Here is a 15,832-nt window from a genome sequence, read left to right as displayed (position 1 = left end):
CATGGATCGGCTCCTCACCGTGCGGGAAGCCGCTGAGGTGCTGGGAGGCGAGCGCTACGTGCGTCGTCTCATCGAGGAACGGCGCATCGAGTACGTCAAGGACCGTCGACGGGTCTTCATCCGCGAAGCAGTGGTGCAGGAGTACATCGCCGCTCGCACGGTGACGCCTCTGGTGGCTCGACGTGGCCGCTATCGGAGGGCTGCCTGATGGCCAACAGCAAAGGCAGGCGGCGGCGCTTCGGTGCGATCCGGCGGCTTCCCTCCGGCCGGTACCAGGCGCGCTATCCGGGTCCGGACGGGATCATGCGCCCGGCCCCGGAGACCTTCGAGACGATCGGCGACGCCGACGACTGGCTTGCCGAGAAGCAGACCGAGGTGAAGAACGGCGACTGGCGCGACCCGGAGGTCGGAGCGGTCAACTTCAAGGTGTACGCCGACAAGTGGGTTGAGGACCGGGAACTCGGCGCCCTCACGGGTGACCTGTACCGCTGGCTCCTGGACAGCCACATCCTGCCGACCTTCGAGGGTGACGACCTGGACGAGATCACCCCGCCGCGGGTCCGTGCCTGGCGTACTGAGCGGCTACAGACCACCGGCGCCAAGACCGCGATCGCCAAGGCGTACCGGCTGCTCAAGAGCATCATGGAAACGGCGGTTGACGACGAACTGATCAGGCGCAACCCGTGCCGGATCAAGGGCGCGGGCAAGGAAAAGGCAGCCGAACGCCGGATCGCGACCGTGGCGCAGGTTGACGCGCTTGCCGACAACATCGGCCCGCGCTGGCGCCTCATGGTCTACCTGGGCGCATACGGTCCGCTCCGGCCGGAAGAACTGGCCGGGCTCCGCCGCCGGGACGTCGACGTCCCGGCGCTGAAGGTCACCGTGCGCCTCGCTGAGCCGGAGCGTACGAACGGCCGACGTGCGCCCGGCGACACCAAGTCGGAGGCGGGGACCCGAACCGTGTTCCTGCCGGAATTCCTCCGGCCTGAGCTGCGCATCCACATGGAGCTGTACGCGGGCAAGGGACCGGATGGGCTCGTCTTCCTCGGCGAGAAGGGCGCTGCGTTCCGCCGGAGCTCCTTCGGCCGGAAATGGCGCAAGGCTCGCGCCGTCGTCGGCATGCCCGAGGGCTTCCGGTTCTACGACCTTCGTCACACCGGACACACCCTGTCGACGCGCTCCGGCGCGACACTGAAGGACACCATGGTCCGCGCCGGGCAGTCCTCGGAGAAAGCCGCACTGATCTACCAGCACTCCGACGACGACCGACAGCAGGAAGTTGCTGCCGGACTCGACGCGACCGTGCGCAAGGCACGCCAGGAAGCTGCGGCCGTGCCAGATGACCCGCCGGACAAGCCGGACGATCAGCGTTCTGGCACGAATCTGGCACGCGACGACTGATCACAGCGGACACCAAAAAGGCCCGGGTCTCTGACCTGGGCCTTAATCGTGGAGCGGGTGACGAGAATCGAACTCGCGCTCTCAGCTTGGGAAGCTGATGTTCTACCATTAAACTACACCCGCGTAAGACGGACGAATCGGCTCCGGAGGAGTTGATGTCCGAACGCTCGCTCACTGTACCTCATCGCCGACCCCCCGTGTGTGGATCACGAGAGCCGGGCGTGGTGGAGGCACCGGATCCCCCTGCGGGGGAACCGAGTTGGGGCGTACCGTGGAGGGGTGGGAGAGGGTCCGGGTGGGGCCGGAGAGTCTCCTGGAGAGTCGTCTCTTTGATCCCGTAATGTGGCTTTTGTCGTCAGGGCAGCAAGCCGGACGCGGCTCTTGGGGAAGGGACTTGAGGGATTTGATGGAACGCACCGTCGTTCGCTGTGCGGACGGGCACGTCTTCAGCGCCGCTTCGTTCCCGATGCAGCAGGCCGAGCGGCTCGGCCCCGGCCGGCTGCTGAGGTGTCCACGGTGTGCCCGGCTCCGCAGTGTGGTGCCGGTCGCCCTGCAGAAGCGGTAGCGGGCTGGACGCTGCAAGATCGAAAGGCGCGCGGAGCCGTCACGATTGTCAAGGCTCCGCGCGCCTTGCGTATCCTCGGGACGTGCTTCTCTCAGACAAGGACATCCGGGCCGAGATCGACGCCGGGCGGGTACGGATCGATCCCTACGACGAAACCATGGTGCAGCCGTCGAGCATCGACGTACGGCTGGACCGTTACTTCCGGGTGTTCGAGAACCACCGGTACCCGCACATCGACCCCTCGGTCGAGCAGGCCGATCTGACGCGACTGGTCGAGCCCGAGGGGGATGAGCCGTTCATCCTGCATCCCGGGGAGTTCGTGCTGGCCAGCACGTATGAGGTCATCTCCCTGCCCGATGATCTTGCTTCGCGGCTCGAGGGGAAGAGTTCGCTGGGGCGGCTCGGGCTCGTCACGCACTCCACCGCCGGGTTCATCGACCCGGGGTTCAGCGGCCACGTGACCCTGGAGCTGTCCAACCTCGCCACCCTGCCGATCAAGCTCTGGCCGGGGATGAAGATCGGCCAGCTGTGCATGTTCCGGCTCAGCTCGCCTGCCGAGTTCCCGTACGGCAGCGAGCGCTACGGCTCCCGGTACCAGGGGCAGCGCGGGCCGACGGCCTCGCGGTCCTTCCAGAACTTCCATCGGACCCAGGTGTGAGCGGCAACGACATGAGTGACGTGCGGGAAAATCTGACCTACGAGCGGTTCGGCGGCGCCATCCGCGAGCTGGCGCAGACCATCGCCGACGACGGGTACGAGCCCGACATCGTGCTCAGCATCGCGCGCGGGGGTGTGTTCGTCGCCGGCGGGCTCGCCTATGCCCTCGACTGCAAGAACATCCACCTGGTGAACGTCGAGTTCTACACCGGGGTCGGGACGACCCTCGAGATGCCCGTCATGCTCGCCCCGGTCCCGAACGTCATCGACTTCTCCGACAAGAAGGTGCTCATCACCGACGACGTCGCGGACACCGGCAAGACGCTCAAGCTCGTGCGCGACTTCTGCCTCGACACCGTCGCCGAGGTGCGCTCCGCCGTGATCTATGAGAAGTCCCACTCCCTCGTGAAGTGCGAGTACGTGTGGAAGCGGACCGATGAGTGGATCAACTTCCCGTGGAGCGTCGAGCCGCCCGTGGTGAAGCGGGCCGGACAGGTGCTGGACGCCTGAGAGCGAGCAGGACGGAAGAAGACGAAGAGCAAGAAAGGGGCCCCCGGCTGTGCCGGGGGCCCCTTTCACATGCAGTTCTTCCAGTCTTTTGGCCGCTCTTCTAGAACGTGCCCAGCTTCACTATCGACAGCAGCGCGATCAGCTGGAGCGCCGATGCGCCCAGCGCCTTCGGCCAGGGCAGGTCGTGGGAGCGGGAGACCATCAGGGTCAGCAGGGCGCCCGCCGCGACCCAGGTGGCCCAGCCGAGCAGCTGGACGAAGCCGGCGTCGCCGCCGAAGAACATGGCGAAGAGCAGGCGCGGGGCGTCCGTGAGGGATGTGATCAGCATGGACAGGCCCACCGTGGGCTGCCAGGCACCGTCGCCGCCGAGCTGGCGGGCCAGGGTGTGGGTGACCACACCCAGGATGAGGGCGCTCAGCACCATCGCCACGGCGGTGATCAGGACGATCGGGACCGCGTTGGAGAGCGTCGCGTTGATCGCGTCCCGGCGGGCGCCGTCGAAGCCGAAGACGGCGAGCAGGCCGTAGAGGAAGGTGACGATGAGGGCCGGGGCCCACATCGTGTAGTCCCGCATGCGCAGGAAGGTCGGGTCGGGGGCGAGGACGATGCCCCGCAGGAGTTCCTTCCAGTGCAGGGGCGGGCCGACGGGACCCGAGGGCGCGGCCGAGCCGACGTGGTAGGTCTCGCCCTGGGTGTAGCCGGAGGCTTCGTCGATCGAGAAGGCCTGGGTGTGGCCCGGGTTGTTCGCCGCGTACGGGTCCCGGGCGCCGCCCGGGCCCTGGCCCGGGTAGCCGCCGTCGCCGAAGTACTCCGGGCCGTCCTCGGCCTGTCCCGGGTAGCCGCGGGACGGCCCCGGCTGCGGGTACGGCGGCTGCGGCGCCGGAGGATGGCCGTACGACGGTCCCCGCTGCCCGTACGACGGTCCCCCGGGCTGTCCCTGCCCGTACGACGGGCCTGCGGGCCGCCCGTGTCCGTACGACGGTCCCTGCGGCGCCTGCTGTCCTTGGGGGGTGCGGTTGTCCCGGCCCCCACGTCCGATCCTGAATCCAGCCACGTCAACGAACGTACCCGGTCCCGCAGAGTGGCGTGCCCGGCCCAGGCGTCCGGGCCGGGCTTTGCGGCCGACCTGTGACATCCCCTAAGGGGCCGTCAGGGGACCGGTCCGGGACATCCCCCGGTTTCACCGGCCGGTGAGACGGCCCAGGTGGGGAGCCGGGCCCGTGCGGTTGCGGGCCGGGCCACGGTGCAGCGGGAGCCGACGACCCTACGGTGCCAGGAACTCCGAACTGGAGAAGGTGAGGGCCGGCCTGGCCTCCAGCAGCCCCTTCGCCGTTCCGCGGTACACGGCGACGGAGTCCTGCGTCTCGCCCCTGTACGTGCGTACGACCAGGTCCGCCCGGCCGTCCCCGTCGAAGTCGGCGGCCGCCAGGACGCGGGTCGTGCCGGGCGCGTGCGGTACGAGGGTGACCGCGTCCTTCGCCGACAGGCCGGCCGGGCCGGCGTGGAAGAGGCGCAACCGGGAGCCGCTGGAGACGAGTTCGTCGCGGCCGTCGCCGTCGAAGTCGGCGGCGTCGAGCATCGAGCCGGGCGAGGCGAGGGTGGCGGGGGCGGCCGGGGCCGGGAGGTCGTAGCGCAGAGAGGTTTCCCCGCTGCCTCCGACGGCCGCGTCCAGTGCCTTGCCGCGCCCGAAGCGGCCGAGGACCACGTCGATGCCGGCGGGCAGGAGGGTGCCGGTGCGCGCCGGACCGGCCGGGCCGCCGAGGACCACCGCCGCCCTGCCGGTGCCCTCGGCCGCCCGGACCACGAGGTCGTCGTAGCCGTCGTGGCCGACGTCGACGGCGGGGCCGACGGGCACCTCACCGGGGGAGGGGAGAGGCGCGGCGGCCGCGCGCGGGGCACCGTTGCGGCCGAACGGGCCGCGTAGGTAGGAGAGTTTGCCGCCGGAGGCGTGCAGCACCAGGTCCTTCTTGCCGTCCCCGTCGAAGTCGCCGCACACCGGCTGGTCCGGCCAGTCGTTGCCGAAGCGGGCCCGGGCCGGTACGGCGAGCTTGGCGGCCCGGCCGGTCAGCCCGGCGGGGGAGCCGAAGAGGATCTGCAGCGGCACCGGGGGGCGGCCCTGGCCGTCGTACGGCGGGTCGGTCGACACGATCAGGTCGGTGAAGCCGTCGCCGTTCAGGTCGCAGCTCTCCTCCGCGTCGAAGACGGCCGGGAGCCGCCCCTTGGTGGGAGCGGCCTGCTTCCTCGGGCTGAGCAACTGCCGGGCGCCGGGCGTGAGTCCGCGGAGGCCGCCGTAGACGATCCCGATGCCGGCGTCGTCGGCGTGGCTTCGTTCCTTGACCAGGTCGTTGAGGACGAGGTCGCGGTGGCCGTCGCCGTTGAAGTCGTCCGGGACCCTGCTGCCCCTGCCGTGCGGGACGGGGAGCTCGGCGGGGGCGTCGGCTATCCGGGTGGGGGTGCCGTCGTGGGCGTCCGGGCCGGCGGGGCCGCAGGCGGCGAGCAGAAGGGTGGCGCACAGCACCGCCGCGGACAGCCCGCCTCTTCGCACGCGCACCGTTCACCCCGTCCGCCCCGACGCACAACAACCTCGCAATGATGCACGTGTTCGAGTGGTGCGGTAAGGGGGTTGCGGGATCGGTCACGCGGGGTCACGTGTGGGTGCCGCCCGAGCCGGAGCGGGGGAGCCGGGGCAGGATGGACCCATGAGCGTAGTCAAGATCAACGTGCTGACCGTGCCCGCCGAGCAGCGGGAGGTTCTGGAGAAGCGGTTCGCCTCGCGGGCCCACGCCGTGGAGAACTCCGACGGGTTCGAGTGGTTCGAGCTGCTGCGCCCCGTCGAGGGCACCGACACCTACCTCGTCTACACGCGCTGGCGCGACGACGAGTCGTTCCAGGCGTGGATGGAGGGGCCGATGAAGTCCGCGCACCAGGGCACCGGCGAGGGCGGCGAGCGGCCGAAGCCCGCGGCCAGCGGTTCCACCCTGTGGTCCTTCGAGGTGGTGCAGCAGGCGGGACCGAAGGGCGCCTGAGCGTCTGAGCGTCTGACGGATACGACGGCGCCCCCCTGCCTGTGCGGGTCAGGGGGGCGCCGTCGGGCTTTTCGGCGGCCGGTTACTTCACCGGCTCCGGCTCCGGCTCGCTCGCGGCCTCCGTCTCGCCCGCCGGGTCGACCGGCGTCCTGACGGAGTCCAGGAGCAGCTGGGCGACGTCCACGACCTGGACGGACTCCTTGGCCTTGCCCTCGTTCTTCTTGCCGTTGACCGAGTCGGTCAGCATGACCAGGCAGAACGGGCAGGCGGTGGAGACGATGTCGGGGTTGAGCGACAGGGCTTCATCGACACGCTCGTTGTTGATGCGCTTGCCGATCCGCTCCTCCATCCACATCCGCGCGCCACCGGCGCCGCAGCAGAAGCCGCGCTCCTTGTGGCGGTGCATCTCCTCGTTGCGCAGGCCCGGGACCTTGCCGATGATCTCGCGCGGGGGCGTGTAGATCTTGTTGTGGCGGCCCAGGTAGCACGGGTCGTGGTACGTGATGATGCCCTCGACCGGGGTGACCGGGATCAGCTTGCCCTCGTCCACCAGGTGCTGGAGCAGCTGGGTGTGGTGGATGACCTCGTAGTCGCCGCCGAGCTGCGGGTACTCGTTGCCGAGCGTGTTGAGGCAGTGCGGGCAGGTGGCGACGATCTTCTTGGCCGACTTCGGCTTCTTGGTCGACTCGTCCTCGTCGTCCTCGCCGAAGGCCATGTTCAGCGCGGCCACGTTCTCCATGCCGAGCTCCTGGAACAGGGGCTCGTTGCCGAGGCGGCGGGCGGAGTCACCGGTGCACTTCTCGTCGCCGCCCATGATCGCGAACTTCACGCCCGCGATGTGCAGCAGCTCGGCGAAGGCCTTGGTGGTCTTCTTGGCGCGGTCCTCCAGGGCACCCGCGCAGCCGACCCAGTAGAGGTACTCGACCTCGGTGAGGTCCTCGATGTCCTTGCCGACGACCGGGACCTCGAAGTCGACCTCCTTGGTCCACTCCAGGCGCTGCTTCTTGGCCAGGCCCCAGGGGTTGCCCTTCTTCTCCAGGTTCTTGAGCATCGTGCCCGCCTCGGACGGGAACGCGGACTCGATCATCACCTGGTAGCGGCGCATGTCGACGATGTGGTCGACGTGCTCGATGTCCACCGGGCACTGCTCGACACAGGCGCCGCAGGTGGTGCAGGACCACAGGACGTCCGGGTCGATGACGCCGTTCTCCTCGGCGGTGCCGATGAGGGGCCGCTCGGCCTCGGCCAGGGCGGCGGCGGGGACGCCCGCCAGCTGCTCCTCGCTCGCCTTCTCCTCGCCCTCCACCGTCTTGCCGCCGCCGGCCAGCAGGTACGGCGCCTTGGCGTGCGCGTTGTCCCGCAGCGACATGATCAGCAGCTTCGGGGAGAGCGGCTTGCCGGTGTTCCAGGCGGGGCACTGCGACTGGCAGCGTCCGCACTCGGTGCACGTGGAGAAGTCCAGCAGGCCCTTCCAGGAGAACTGCTCCACCTGGGAGACGCCGAAGACGTCGTCGTCACCGGGGTCGGTGAAGTCGATCGGCTTGCCGCCGGAGGTCATCGGGAGCAGGGCGCCCAGGGAGGTCTCGCCGTTCGCGTTCCGCTTGAACCAGATGTTCGGGAAGGCGAGGAAGCGGTGCCAGGCGACGCCCATGTCGGTCTTCAGGGCGACCGTGATCATCCAGATGAAGGAGGTCGCGATCTTCAGGCCCGCGAAGAAGTACGTGAGGTTCTGGAGCGTGGAGACGTCCATGCCCCTGAACCACGCCACCACCGGGTACGAGATGAAGAACGAGGCCTCGTAGCCGTCCACGTGGTGCTGGGCGCCCTCCAGCGCGTGCAGCATGAAGATGCAGACGCCGACGATGAGGATGACGGCCTCGACGAAGTACGCCTGGCCGAAGTTGGAGCCGGCGAAGCGGGACTTGCGGCCCGGCTTGTTCGGCTTGCTCAGCTGCCGGATCACGATCAGGGTCAGGATGCCGAGCGCCGTCATGGTGCCGAGGAACTCGACGAAGACGTTGTACGGCGCCCAGTCACCGATGACCGGCAGGATCCAGTCGGCCTGGAACAGCTGGCCGATGGCGTTGACGATCGTCAGCAGCAGCGAGAAGAAGCCGACCGCCACGAACCAGTGCGCGACGCCGACGATCCCCCAGCGGTTCATCCGGGTATGGCCGAGGAACTCCTTGGCCACGGTGACGGTGCGCTGTACGGGCTCGTCGGTGCGGGTGCCTGCGGGCACGTTCTGGCCGAGCCGCATGAAGGTGTAGATCTGGAGGAGGGCGCGGGCGAACAGGGCCACGCCGACCACGATCAGAACCAGCGACACGATGATCGCGGCGAGTTGCATTTCGGGGCTCCTCGGGCCTGCGAGGGAGATTACTAAGCGGTAACTTATGCAGTCCGTCTGAGACTACCTGCATCCTTCCTCGCACTGTAGCCAGGAGCGAGGTGATCTGGGTCGCTGAGGGGAGCCTGAGCCGACAGGCGATCTGATCGTGTTATTCGTACCGAATTGCTACATTCGCGCCTAACTTAGAGCCGTGCTATACGGGATCGCCGCGGCCTCCGCCGCCCTTCTCCTCACCGCCGTGCTCGCGGCGCTGCTCCGGGTGCCCGCTCTGCGTGCGGGGATTCTCGACCGGCGGCGGCAGCGGCCTCTGCCGGTGCTCGGAGGGGTGGCCGTCGTGGCTGTCACCTGTCTGGTCGCCTGGGCGGGGGAGTGGACGAAGGTCGCTCCGCTCGGCGACGGGGTCGGCGAGCTGCTCGTGGCCGGCGCGGCCGTCGCCCTGCTGGGGCTGGTCGCCGACGTGTGGCGGCTGCGGGCGCGGGTCCTGGTCGCCGGTACGGCCGTGGCGGCGGCCTGTGTCGTGCCGTACGACGAGACGGGCTTCTGGGGCGGGATCCTGGCCATCGGCTGGATCGTCTTCGCCTCGCTCGCCTTCAAGGGGCTCGACCATGCCGACGGGCTGGCCGGAACGGTCGGGGTGATCACCGCCTTCGGGGCGGGGGCCGTCGCCGCCGCCGAGGTGATGGACGGGCTCGCCGTGCTGCTCAGCGTGTTCGCCGCCGCCCTCACCGGCTTCCTGATGCACAACTGGCATCCCGCGCGGGTGGGGCTCGGGGCCTCCGGGTCGCTGTTCACGGGGTTTCTGCTCTCCTCGGCCGCCGTCTTCACGCGCGCGGGGTACGCGCTGGGGCCCACCACAGGCGTGCTGTTCTGTCTCGGCGCCGTCGCCGCCGCCGACTTCCTGCTCGTGCTCCTCGCGCGCAGCACGGCCCGCCGGCCGCTGCTCCGGCGCGGCCCGGACCACCTCGCACACCGGCTGCGGCGGCTCGGGCTCACGCCCCAGGGTGCCGTCGTGCTGCTGGGCGCCGCTTCCTTCTCCGCGGTGCTCGTGGGGGTGCTCGTGCACACCGGGTGGACGGGGGAGGGGGCCGTGCTGTGGGTGGCCGGAGGGGTGCTCTTCGCCGCGCTCGTACTCTTTCGGGTGCCTGTTCAACTGCCTCAGCCGCGTCGCAGGGACACATCCACGCAGGTCAGAGGGCAGTTGCGTGTAAGGAACGGATAAGAGTTGAGTCCTGCTGACTCAGGTCTGTTGACCGAGCGAACCTCCTCGTGCACACTTGAGCCTGTTCCACTCAAGTCAGCTGGAGGAATCAACCATGGCACGTGCGGTCGGCATCGACCTGGGCACGACTAACTCCGTCGTCAGCGTTCTGGAGGGCGGCGAGCCCACCGTCATCACCAACGCCGAGGGCGCCAGGACCACGCCGTCCGTCGTCGCCTTCGCCAAGAACGGTGAGGTGCTCGTCGGCGAGGTCGCCAAGCGCCAGGCGGTCACGAACGTGGACCGGACCATCCGCTCCGTGAAGCGTCACATGGGCACGGACTGGAAGATCGAGCTCGACGGGAAGAACTTCAACCCGCAGCAGATGAGCGCCTTCATCCTGCAGAAGCTGAAGCGCGACGCCGAGGCCTACCTGGGCGAGAAGGTCACGGACGCGGTCATCACCGTCCCGGCCTACTTCAACGACTCCGAGCGCCAGGCGACGAAGGAGGCCGGCGAGATCGCCGGTCTGAACGTCCTGCGCATCGTCAACGAGCCGACCGCGGCCGCGCTCGCCTACGGCCTGGACAAGGACGACCAGACCATCCTGGTCTTCGACCTCGGTGGCGGCACCTTCGACGTCTCGCTGCTGGAGATCGGCGACGGCGTGGTCGAGGTGAAGGCCACCAACGGTGACAACCACCTCGGTGGTGACGACTGGGACCAGCGCGTCGTGGACTACCTGGTCAAGCAGTTCCAGTCCGGCCACGGCGTGGACCTGTCCAAGGACAAGATGGCCCTCCAGCGCCTGCGTGAGGCCGCCGAGAAGGCCAAGATCGAGCTGTCCTCCTCCACGGAGACCTCGATCAACCTGCCCTACATCACCGCGTCCGCCGAGGGCCCGCTGCACCTGGACGAGAAGCTCACCCGGGCTCAGTTCCAGCAGCTGACGGCCGACCTGCTGGAGCGCTGCAAGACGCCGTTCCACAACGTCATCAAGGACGCCGGCATCTCCATCAACGAGATCGACCACGTCGTCCTCGTCGGTGGCTCCACCCGTATGCCCGCCGTGGCCGAGCTCGTCAAGGAGCTGACCGGCGGCAAGGACGCCAACAAGGGCGTCAACCCGGACGAGGTCGTCGCCATCGGCGCCGCCCTGCAGGCCGGTGTCCTCAAGGGTGAGGTCAAGGACGTCCTGCTCCTCGACGTCACCCCGCTGTCCCTCGGCATCGAGACCAAGGGCGGCATCATGACCAAGCTCATCGAGCGGAACACGACGATCCCGACCAAGCGGTCCGAGATCTTCACCACCGCCGAGGACAACCAGCCGTCCGTGCAGATCCAGGTCTACCAGGGCGAGCGCGAGATCGCGGCGTACAACAAGAAGCTCGGCATGTTCGAGCTGACCGGTCTGCCGCCGGCGCCGCGCGGTGTCCCGCAGATCGAGGTCGCGTTCGACATCGACGCCAACGGAATCATGCACGTCACGGCCAAGGACCTCGGCACGGGCAAGGAGCAGAAGATGACCGTCACCGGCGGCTCCTCGCTGCCGAAGGACGAGGTCGACCGGATGCGCCAGGAGGCCGAGCAGTACGCGGAGGAGGACCACCGCCGCCGCGAGGCCGCCGAGACCCGCAACCAGGGCGAGCAGCTGGTCTACCAGACCGAGAAGTTCCTCAAGGACAACGAGGACAAGGTCCCGGGCGAGATCAAGACCGAGGTCGAGGCGTCCGTCGAGGAGCTGAAGGCCGCGCTCAAGGGCGAGGACACCGCCGAGATCCGCACCGCCACCGAGAAGGTCGCGGCCGTCTCGCAGAAGCTGGGCCAGGCCATGTACGCCGACGCCCAGGGTGCCCAGGCCGCGGGCGGCGCGTCCGCCGGCGCCGAGGCCCCCAAGGCCGACGACGACGTCGTGGACGCCGAGATCGTGGACGACGAGCGCAAGGACGGTGCCGCGTGACGGAGGAGACCCCGGGCTTCGAGGAGAAGCCCGACGTCCCCTCCGGCGCCACCTCCGACGACGCCGAGTCGAAGGCCGCCCCCGAGGAGGGGGCGGCCCCGGCCGGGGACGTAGCAGCAGATGTGGGCCTGGTGGCCCAGCTGGACCAGGTGCGCACGGCACTGAACGAGCGCACGCTGGACCTCCAGCGGCTCCAGGCCGAGTACCAGAACTACCGCCGCCGAGTCGAGCGCGACCGGGTCGCGGTCCGGGAGATCGCCATCGCGAACCTCCTGACCGAGCTCCTGCCCGTGCTCGACGACATCGGCCGCGCGCGGGAACACGGCGAACTGGTCGGCGGCTTCAAGTCGGTGGCCGAGTCGCTGGAGACCGTCGCAGCCAAGATGGGCCTGCAGCAGTTCGGCAAGGAGGGCGAGCCCTTCGACCCGACGATCCACGAGGCGCTGATGCACAGCTACGCGCCCGACGTCACCGAGACGACGTGCGTGGCCATCCTGCAGCCCGGGTATCGCATCGGCGAGCGCACCATCCGCCCCGCGCGGGTGGCCGTCGCCGAACCCCAGCCCGGCGCGCAGACCGTCAAGGCCGAGGACGCCGAGGAGAGCCCGGCGACCGGCGCCGCCGACGACAAGGAGAACGGTGGCCCGGAGGAGGGCTGACGTAATCACTGAAGACAGGGAGGAGGGACGTCGGGGATGAGCACCAAGGACTTCATCGAGAAGGACTTCTACAAGGTCCTCGGCGTCCCCAAGGACGCCACCGAGGCCGAGATCAAGAAGGCGTACCGGAAGCTCGCCCGCGAGTTCCACCCGGACGCCAACAAGGGCAACGCCAAGGCGGAGGAGCGCTTCAAGGAGATCTCCGAGGCGAACGACATCCTCGGCGACCCGAAGAAGCGCAAGGAGTACGACGAGGCACGCGCCCTGTTCGGCAACGGCGGCTTCCGCCCCGGGCCGGGCGCCGGCGGCTCCTACAACTTCGACCTGGGCGACCTCTTCGGAGGAGGAGGCACCGCCCAGAGCGGAGGCTTCGGCGGCGGACTCGGTGACGTCTTCGGGGGCCTGTTCAACCGCGGCGGCGGCACGGGCACCCGCACCCAGCCCCGGCGCGGCCAGGACATCGAGTCCGAGGTCACGCTGAGCTTCACGGAGGCCATCGAGGGCGCCACGGTGCCCCTCAGGATGTCCTCCCAGGCGCCCTGCAAGGCCTGCTCGGGCACCGGCGACAAGAACGGCACACCGCGGGTGTGCCCGACCTGCGTCGGCACCGGGCAGGTCGCGCGGGGCTCGGGCGGCGGGTTCTCGCTCACCGACCCGTGCCCCGACTGCAAGGGCCGCGGTCTGATCGCCGAGCACCCCTGCCTGGAGTGCAAGGGCAGCGGCCGCGCCAAGTCGTCGCGCACCATGCAGGTCCGTATCCCGGCCGGGGTGACCGACGGGCAGCGGATCCGGCTGCGCGGCAAGGGCGCGCCCGGCGAGCGGGGCGGACCGGCGGGCGACCTGTATGTGATGGTCCACGTCGGCGAGCACCCGGTGTTCGGGCGCAAGGGCGACAACCTCACCGTCACCGTGCCGGTGACGTTCGCGGAGGCGGCCCTCGGCGGCGAGGTGCGGGTCCCGACCCTCGGTGGTCCGGCCGTCACCCTGAAGCTGCCGCCCGGCACGCCCAACGGCCGCACCATGCGCGCCCGGGGCAAGGGCGCGGTCCGCAAGGACGGCACCCGCGGCGATCTGCTGGTCACCGTCGAGGTGAGTGTCCCGAAGGACGTGGCGGGGAAGGCTCGTGACGCACTGGAGGCGTATCGCGAGGCGACCGCGGGCGAGGACCCGCGGGCGGAGCTGTTCGAGGCCGCGAAGGGAGATTGAGAGCTGCCATGGACACTTCAGGCCGTCGACGGAATCCCTATGAACTGACCGAGGAGACCCCGGTCTACGTCATCTCGGTGGCGGCCCAGCTCTCCGGACTCCACCCGCAGACGCTGCGCCAGTACGACCGCCTCGGTCTGGTCTCCCCGGACCGCACCGCCGGGCGGGGCCGTCGCTACTCGGCCCGCGACATCGAACTGCTCCGCCAGGTGCAGGCGCTGTCGCAGGACGAGGGCATCAACCTGGCCGGAATCAAGCGCATCATCGAACTGGAGAACCAGGTCGCCGCGCTCCAGTCCCGCGTCGCGGAGCTGGGGGCGGCCCTGGACGGCGCGGCGGCCGCGATGCAGCAGCGCGAGGCCGCCGTCCACGCCTCCTACCGCCGCGACCTGGTTCCGTACCAGGAGGTGCAGCAGACCAGCGCGCTGGTGGTGTGGCGGCCCAAGCGGCAGCAGCAGGACTGAACAGCGTCTGAGCAGAGCCCGCAGGGGCCCGGAGGTTCATGGGAACCGCCGGGCCCCTGCGGCGCGTCCGGGTCCGGACGCGGTGGCAGGACCCGGCCGTATCTTTGCCCTTCCTTGAACTTCTCTTGGATGGAGGGTCCGTAAAGGGTGTTTGGAGGGGGTTCCGATTTTTCTTCACAGGTGCAGCGGAGCGTGCTGTTGCGCACTCGTTAAGTAGTTCTCCTTGACGCCGGGTGGCGGCTCCGCGTTGTCTTTTCAGACACCTGGGTCGTAAAGCAGCACCCACGTCCGGAACGCACCTGAAGTGAGCCCCCGAATGCGCCGTATCGCCATATCCGTGGCCGCGTCCACGATGACCCTCTCGCTCGCCGGCTGCGGCGTGCTGAACGCGACGGGGGACGGCGCGAGCGCGAGCCCGACGAAGGGCGACGACGTCACCATCGGGCTGCTGCTGCCGGAGAAGGCGAACACCCGCTACGACAAGTTCGACTACCCCATCATCAAGAGCAAGGTCTCCGACCTGACCAACAAGCGGGGCAAGGTCGAGTACGCCAACGCCAACGCGGACGCCGCCCGGCAGGCCGGCCAGTTGCAGCAGATGATCGACGACAAGGTCGACATCATCCTGCTCGACGCGGTCGACTCGCACGCCATCGCCGGCGAGGTGAAGAAGGCCAAGGACGCGGGCATTCCGGTCATCGCCTACGACCGGCTGGCCGAGGGTCCGATCGACGCCTACATCTCCTTCGACAACGAGCTGGTCGGCGAGGTGCAGGGCCGTTCGGTGCTGGAGGCGCTGGGGTCGAACGTCGACACCTCCGACAAGGTCGTCATGGTGAACGGCTCGCCCACCGACCCGAACGCCAAGCAGTTCAAGCAGGGCGCGCTCTCCGAGCTGAACGGCAAGGTGGACATCGCGGCGAGCTTCGACACCAAGGACTGGAAGCCGGAGAACGCCCAGGCCGAGATGACCGAGGCGATCAGCAAGATCGGCAAGAACAACATCGCCGCGGTCTACGCCGCCAACGACGGCATGGCCGGCGGCGTCATCAAGGCCCTGGAGGCGGCCGGTGTCACCAAGCTGCCCCCGATCACCGGTCAGGACTCCGAACTGGACGCGGTGCAGCGGGTCGTCGCCGGTGAGCAGTACATGAGCGTCTACAAGTCCTACCCGGACGAGGCCGAGGCCGCCGCCCAGATGGCCGTCACCAAGGTGCAGGGCAAGGACATCCAGTTCGACGCCCTCACCCAGGACAAGGTGGACAGCCCCACCGACAAGGACATCCCGTCCAAGCTGGTCCAGGTGAGCGCCCTGACCAAGAGCAAGATCAAGGACACCGTCATCTCGGACGGGATCTACACCGTCGGAGAGATCTGCACCGCCAAGTACAAGGCGGCCTGCGCGGCGATCGGCCTGAGGTAGCGGGCGGCGCGGCCCGGTCAACCGCGGCGCGGGAGCGGACGTCACCCGCGCGTGCGGGACAGGCGTGCCCGAGGTCGGCACGAGACGCGGCGACCGTCGGCGGGTATTCGACCGTCGCCGCGTCACGTGCCGAGCGGCCCTCTCGCATCGCGCCACCCCCGTGGGCGCGATACATCGGCCCCGGCCGAACGGGGGGTGTCCGGCCAGGGCCGCTCCAGGTGCTGGAGCACCTGGGGGAAGCGGGACCAACGATGCCCCCGTGACGTGCGCGCCACCACCATCATCTTGTTGCAATGCGACGGGCGGAGCCGGTACCAAAACAGGTCATAGCGCCGGTTTTTGGCCCCCGCGGCCCAGCGAGCCGTGTTGCGGACCCGGTCCGGGCCGCGCATAGTTGCGCTGCGGAAGTG

General features: G+C 69.2%; 15 protein-coding genes and 1 tRNA gene. 12 read left to right on the top strand and 4 right to left on the bottom strand.

All coding sequences use genetic code 11. The annotated features are described in order from the left end of the window. Window position 1: 1 nt before the first annotated feature. Window positions 2–208 carry an excisionase family DNA-binding protein gene (locus tag AQI88_RS28750; RefSeq protein WP_067004676.1) on the top strand — a complete coding sequence of 69 codons (207 nt, stop codon included), beginning with the start codon at window positions 2–4 and terminating at the stop codon, window positions 206–208. Next, a complete protein-coding gene (locus AQI88_RS28745) occupies window positions 208–1,401 on the top strand; it encodes a tyrosine-type recombinase/integrase (protein WP_067004674.1) in 1,194 nt (397 codons plus the stop codon). Before AQI88_RS28750 ends, AQI88_RS28745 begins: the two co-directional genes overlap by 1 nt. A gap of 49 nt (window positions 1,402–1,450) precedes the next feature. Here the strand turns inward: AQI88_RS28745 and AQI88_RS28740 are convergent. Beyond that, window positions 1,451–1,524, bottom strand: a tRNA-Gly gene (locus AQI88_RS28740). Between the two features lie 283 nt (window positions 1,525–1,807). Between AQI88_RS28740 and AQI88_RS46765 the strand changes: the two genes are divergently transcribed. The 3 genes from AQI88_RS46765 (at window position 1,808) to AQI88_RS28730 (ending at window position 3,133) form a co-directional block, all read left to right on the top strand. After that, on the top strand, window positions 1,808–1,966 hold the full coding sequence (locus AQI88_RS46765) for a hypothetical protein (protein WP_167357482.1): 159 nt from the start codon (window positions 1,808–1,810) through the stop codon (window positions 1,964–1,966). 82 nt (window positions 1,967–2,048) lie between these two features. Next, window positions 2,049–2,624, top strand: coding sequence for a dCTP deaminase (gene dcd, locus AQI88_RS28735; protein WP_067004673.1), 576 nt, complete (start codon window positions 2,049–2,051; stop codon window positions 2,622–2,624). 11 nt (window positions 2,625–2,635) lie between these two features. After that, complete coding sequence (locus AQI88_RS28730; RefSeq protein WP_031172497.1) at window positions 2,636–3,133, top strand: phosphoribosyltransferase; 498 nt, start codon at window positions 2,636–2,638, stop codon at window positions 3,131–3,133. A gap of 100 nt (window positions 3,134–3,233) precedes the next feature. Here the strand turns inward: AQI88_RS28730 and AQI88_RS28725 are convergent, their stop codons facing one another. Next, complete coding sequence (locus AQI88_RS28725) at window positions 3,234–4,268, bottom strand: Yip1 family protein (protein ID WP_107118685.1); 1,035 nt, start codon at window positions 4,266–4,268, stop codon at window positions 3,234–3,236. A gap of 129 nt (window positions 4,269–4,397) precedes the next feature. Continuing rightward, window positions 4,398–5,684, bottom strand: a complete 1,287-nt coding sequence (locus tag AQI88_RS28720) for an FG-GAP repeat domain-containing protein (protein ID WP_067004669.1) — start codon at window positions 5,682–5,684, stop codon at window positions 4,398–4,400. A gap of 148 nt (window positions 5,685–5,832) precedes the next feature. Here AQI88_RS28720 and AQI88_RS28715 point away from each other — a divergent pair, with 148 nt between their 5' ends. Beyond that, window positions 5,833–6,159, top strand: a complete 327-nt coding sequence (locus tag AQI88_RS28715; protein ID WP_067004668.1) for an antibiotic biosynthesis monooxygenase family protein — start codon at window positions 5,833–5,835, stop codon at window positions 6,157–6,159. Between the two features lie 82 nt (window positions 6,160–6,241). On the opposite strand, the gene AQI88_RS28710 is transcribed toward AQI88_RS28715, so the two are convergent. Further along, window positions 6,242–8,509 (bottom strand): (Fe-S)-binding protein, encoded by a 2,268-nt coding sequence (locus tag AQI88_RS28710; protein WP_067004666.1) that lies wholly within the window; start codon window positions 8,507–8,509, stop codon window positions 6,242–6,244. Window positions 8,510–8,702: 193 nt separating this feature from the next. Between AQI88_RS28710 and AQI88_RS28705 the strand changes: the two genes are divergently transcribed. From AQI88_RS28705 to AQI88_RS28680, 6 genes are all read left to right on the top strand, one after another. After that, on the top strand, window positions 8,703–9,731 hold the full coding sequence (locus AQI88_RS28705; protein ID WP_067004663.1) for an MraY family glycosyltransferase: 1,029 nt from the start codon (window positions 8,703–8,705) through the stop codon (window positions 9,729–9,731). A gap of 94 nt (window positions 9,732–9,825) precedes the next feature. Then, a complete protein-coding gene (gene dnaK, locus AQI88_RS28700; RefSeq protein WP_067004661.1) occupies window positions 9,826–11,670 on the top strand; it encodes a molecular chaperone DnaK in 1,845 nt (614 codons plus the stop codon). Further along, the gene (gene grpE, locus AQI88_RS28695; protein WP_067004659.1) at window positions 11,667–12,329 is read left to right on the top strand and encodes a nucleotide exchange factor GrpE; all 663 of its coding nucleotides are present in this window, start codon (window positions 11,667–11,669) and stop codon (window positions 12,327–12,329) included. The genes dnaK and grpE overlap by 4 nt, the downstream gene beginning before the upstream one ends. 36 nt (window positions 12,330–12,365) lie before the next feature. Beyond that, window positions 12,366–13,535 (top strand): molecular chaperone DnaJ, encoded by a 1,170-nt coding sequence (gene dnaJ / locus AQI88_RS28690; protein WP_067004657.1) that lies wholly within the window; start codon window positions 12,366–12,368, stop codon window positions 13,533–13,535. Between the two features lie 8 nt (window positions 13,536–13,543). Beyond that, window positions 13,544–13,999 (top strand): heat shock protein transcriptional repressor HspR, encoded by a 456-nt coding sequence (locus AQI88_RS28685; protein WP_067004655.1) that lies wholly within the window; start codon window positions 13,544–13,546, stop codon window positions 13,997–13,999. Window positions 14,000–14,315: 316 nt separating this feature from the next. Further along, window positions 14,316–15,422 (top strand): sugar ABC transporter substrate-binding protein, encoded by a 1,107-nt coding sequence (locus AQI88_RS28680; protein ID WP_067004653.1) that lies wholly within the window; start codon window positions 14,316–14,318, stop codon window positions 15,420–15,422. Window positions 15,423–15,832 lie beyond the last annotated feature (410 nt).

Source organism: Streptomyces cellostaticus, from assembly GCF_001513965.1.
In the GTDB taxonomy this organism is placed as follows: Bacteria; Actinomycetota; Actinomycetes; order Streptomycetales; family Streptomycetaceae; genus Streptomyces; species Streptomyces cellostaticus.
The sequence above is the reverse complement of the archived record's forward strand: the minus strand, read 5'-3'. Positions and strand labels throughout refer to the sequence as shown.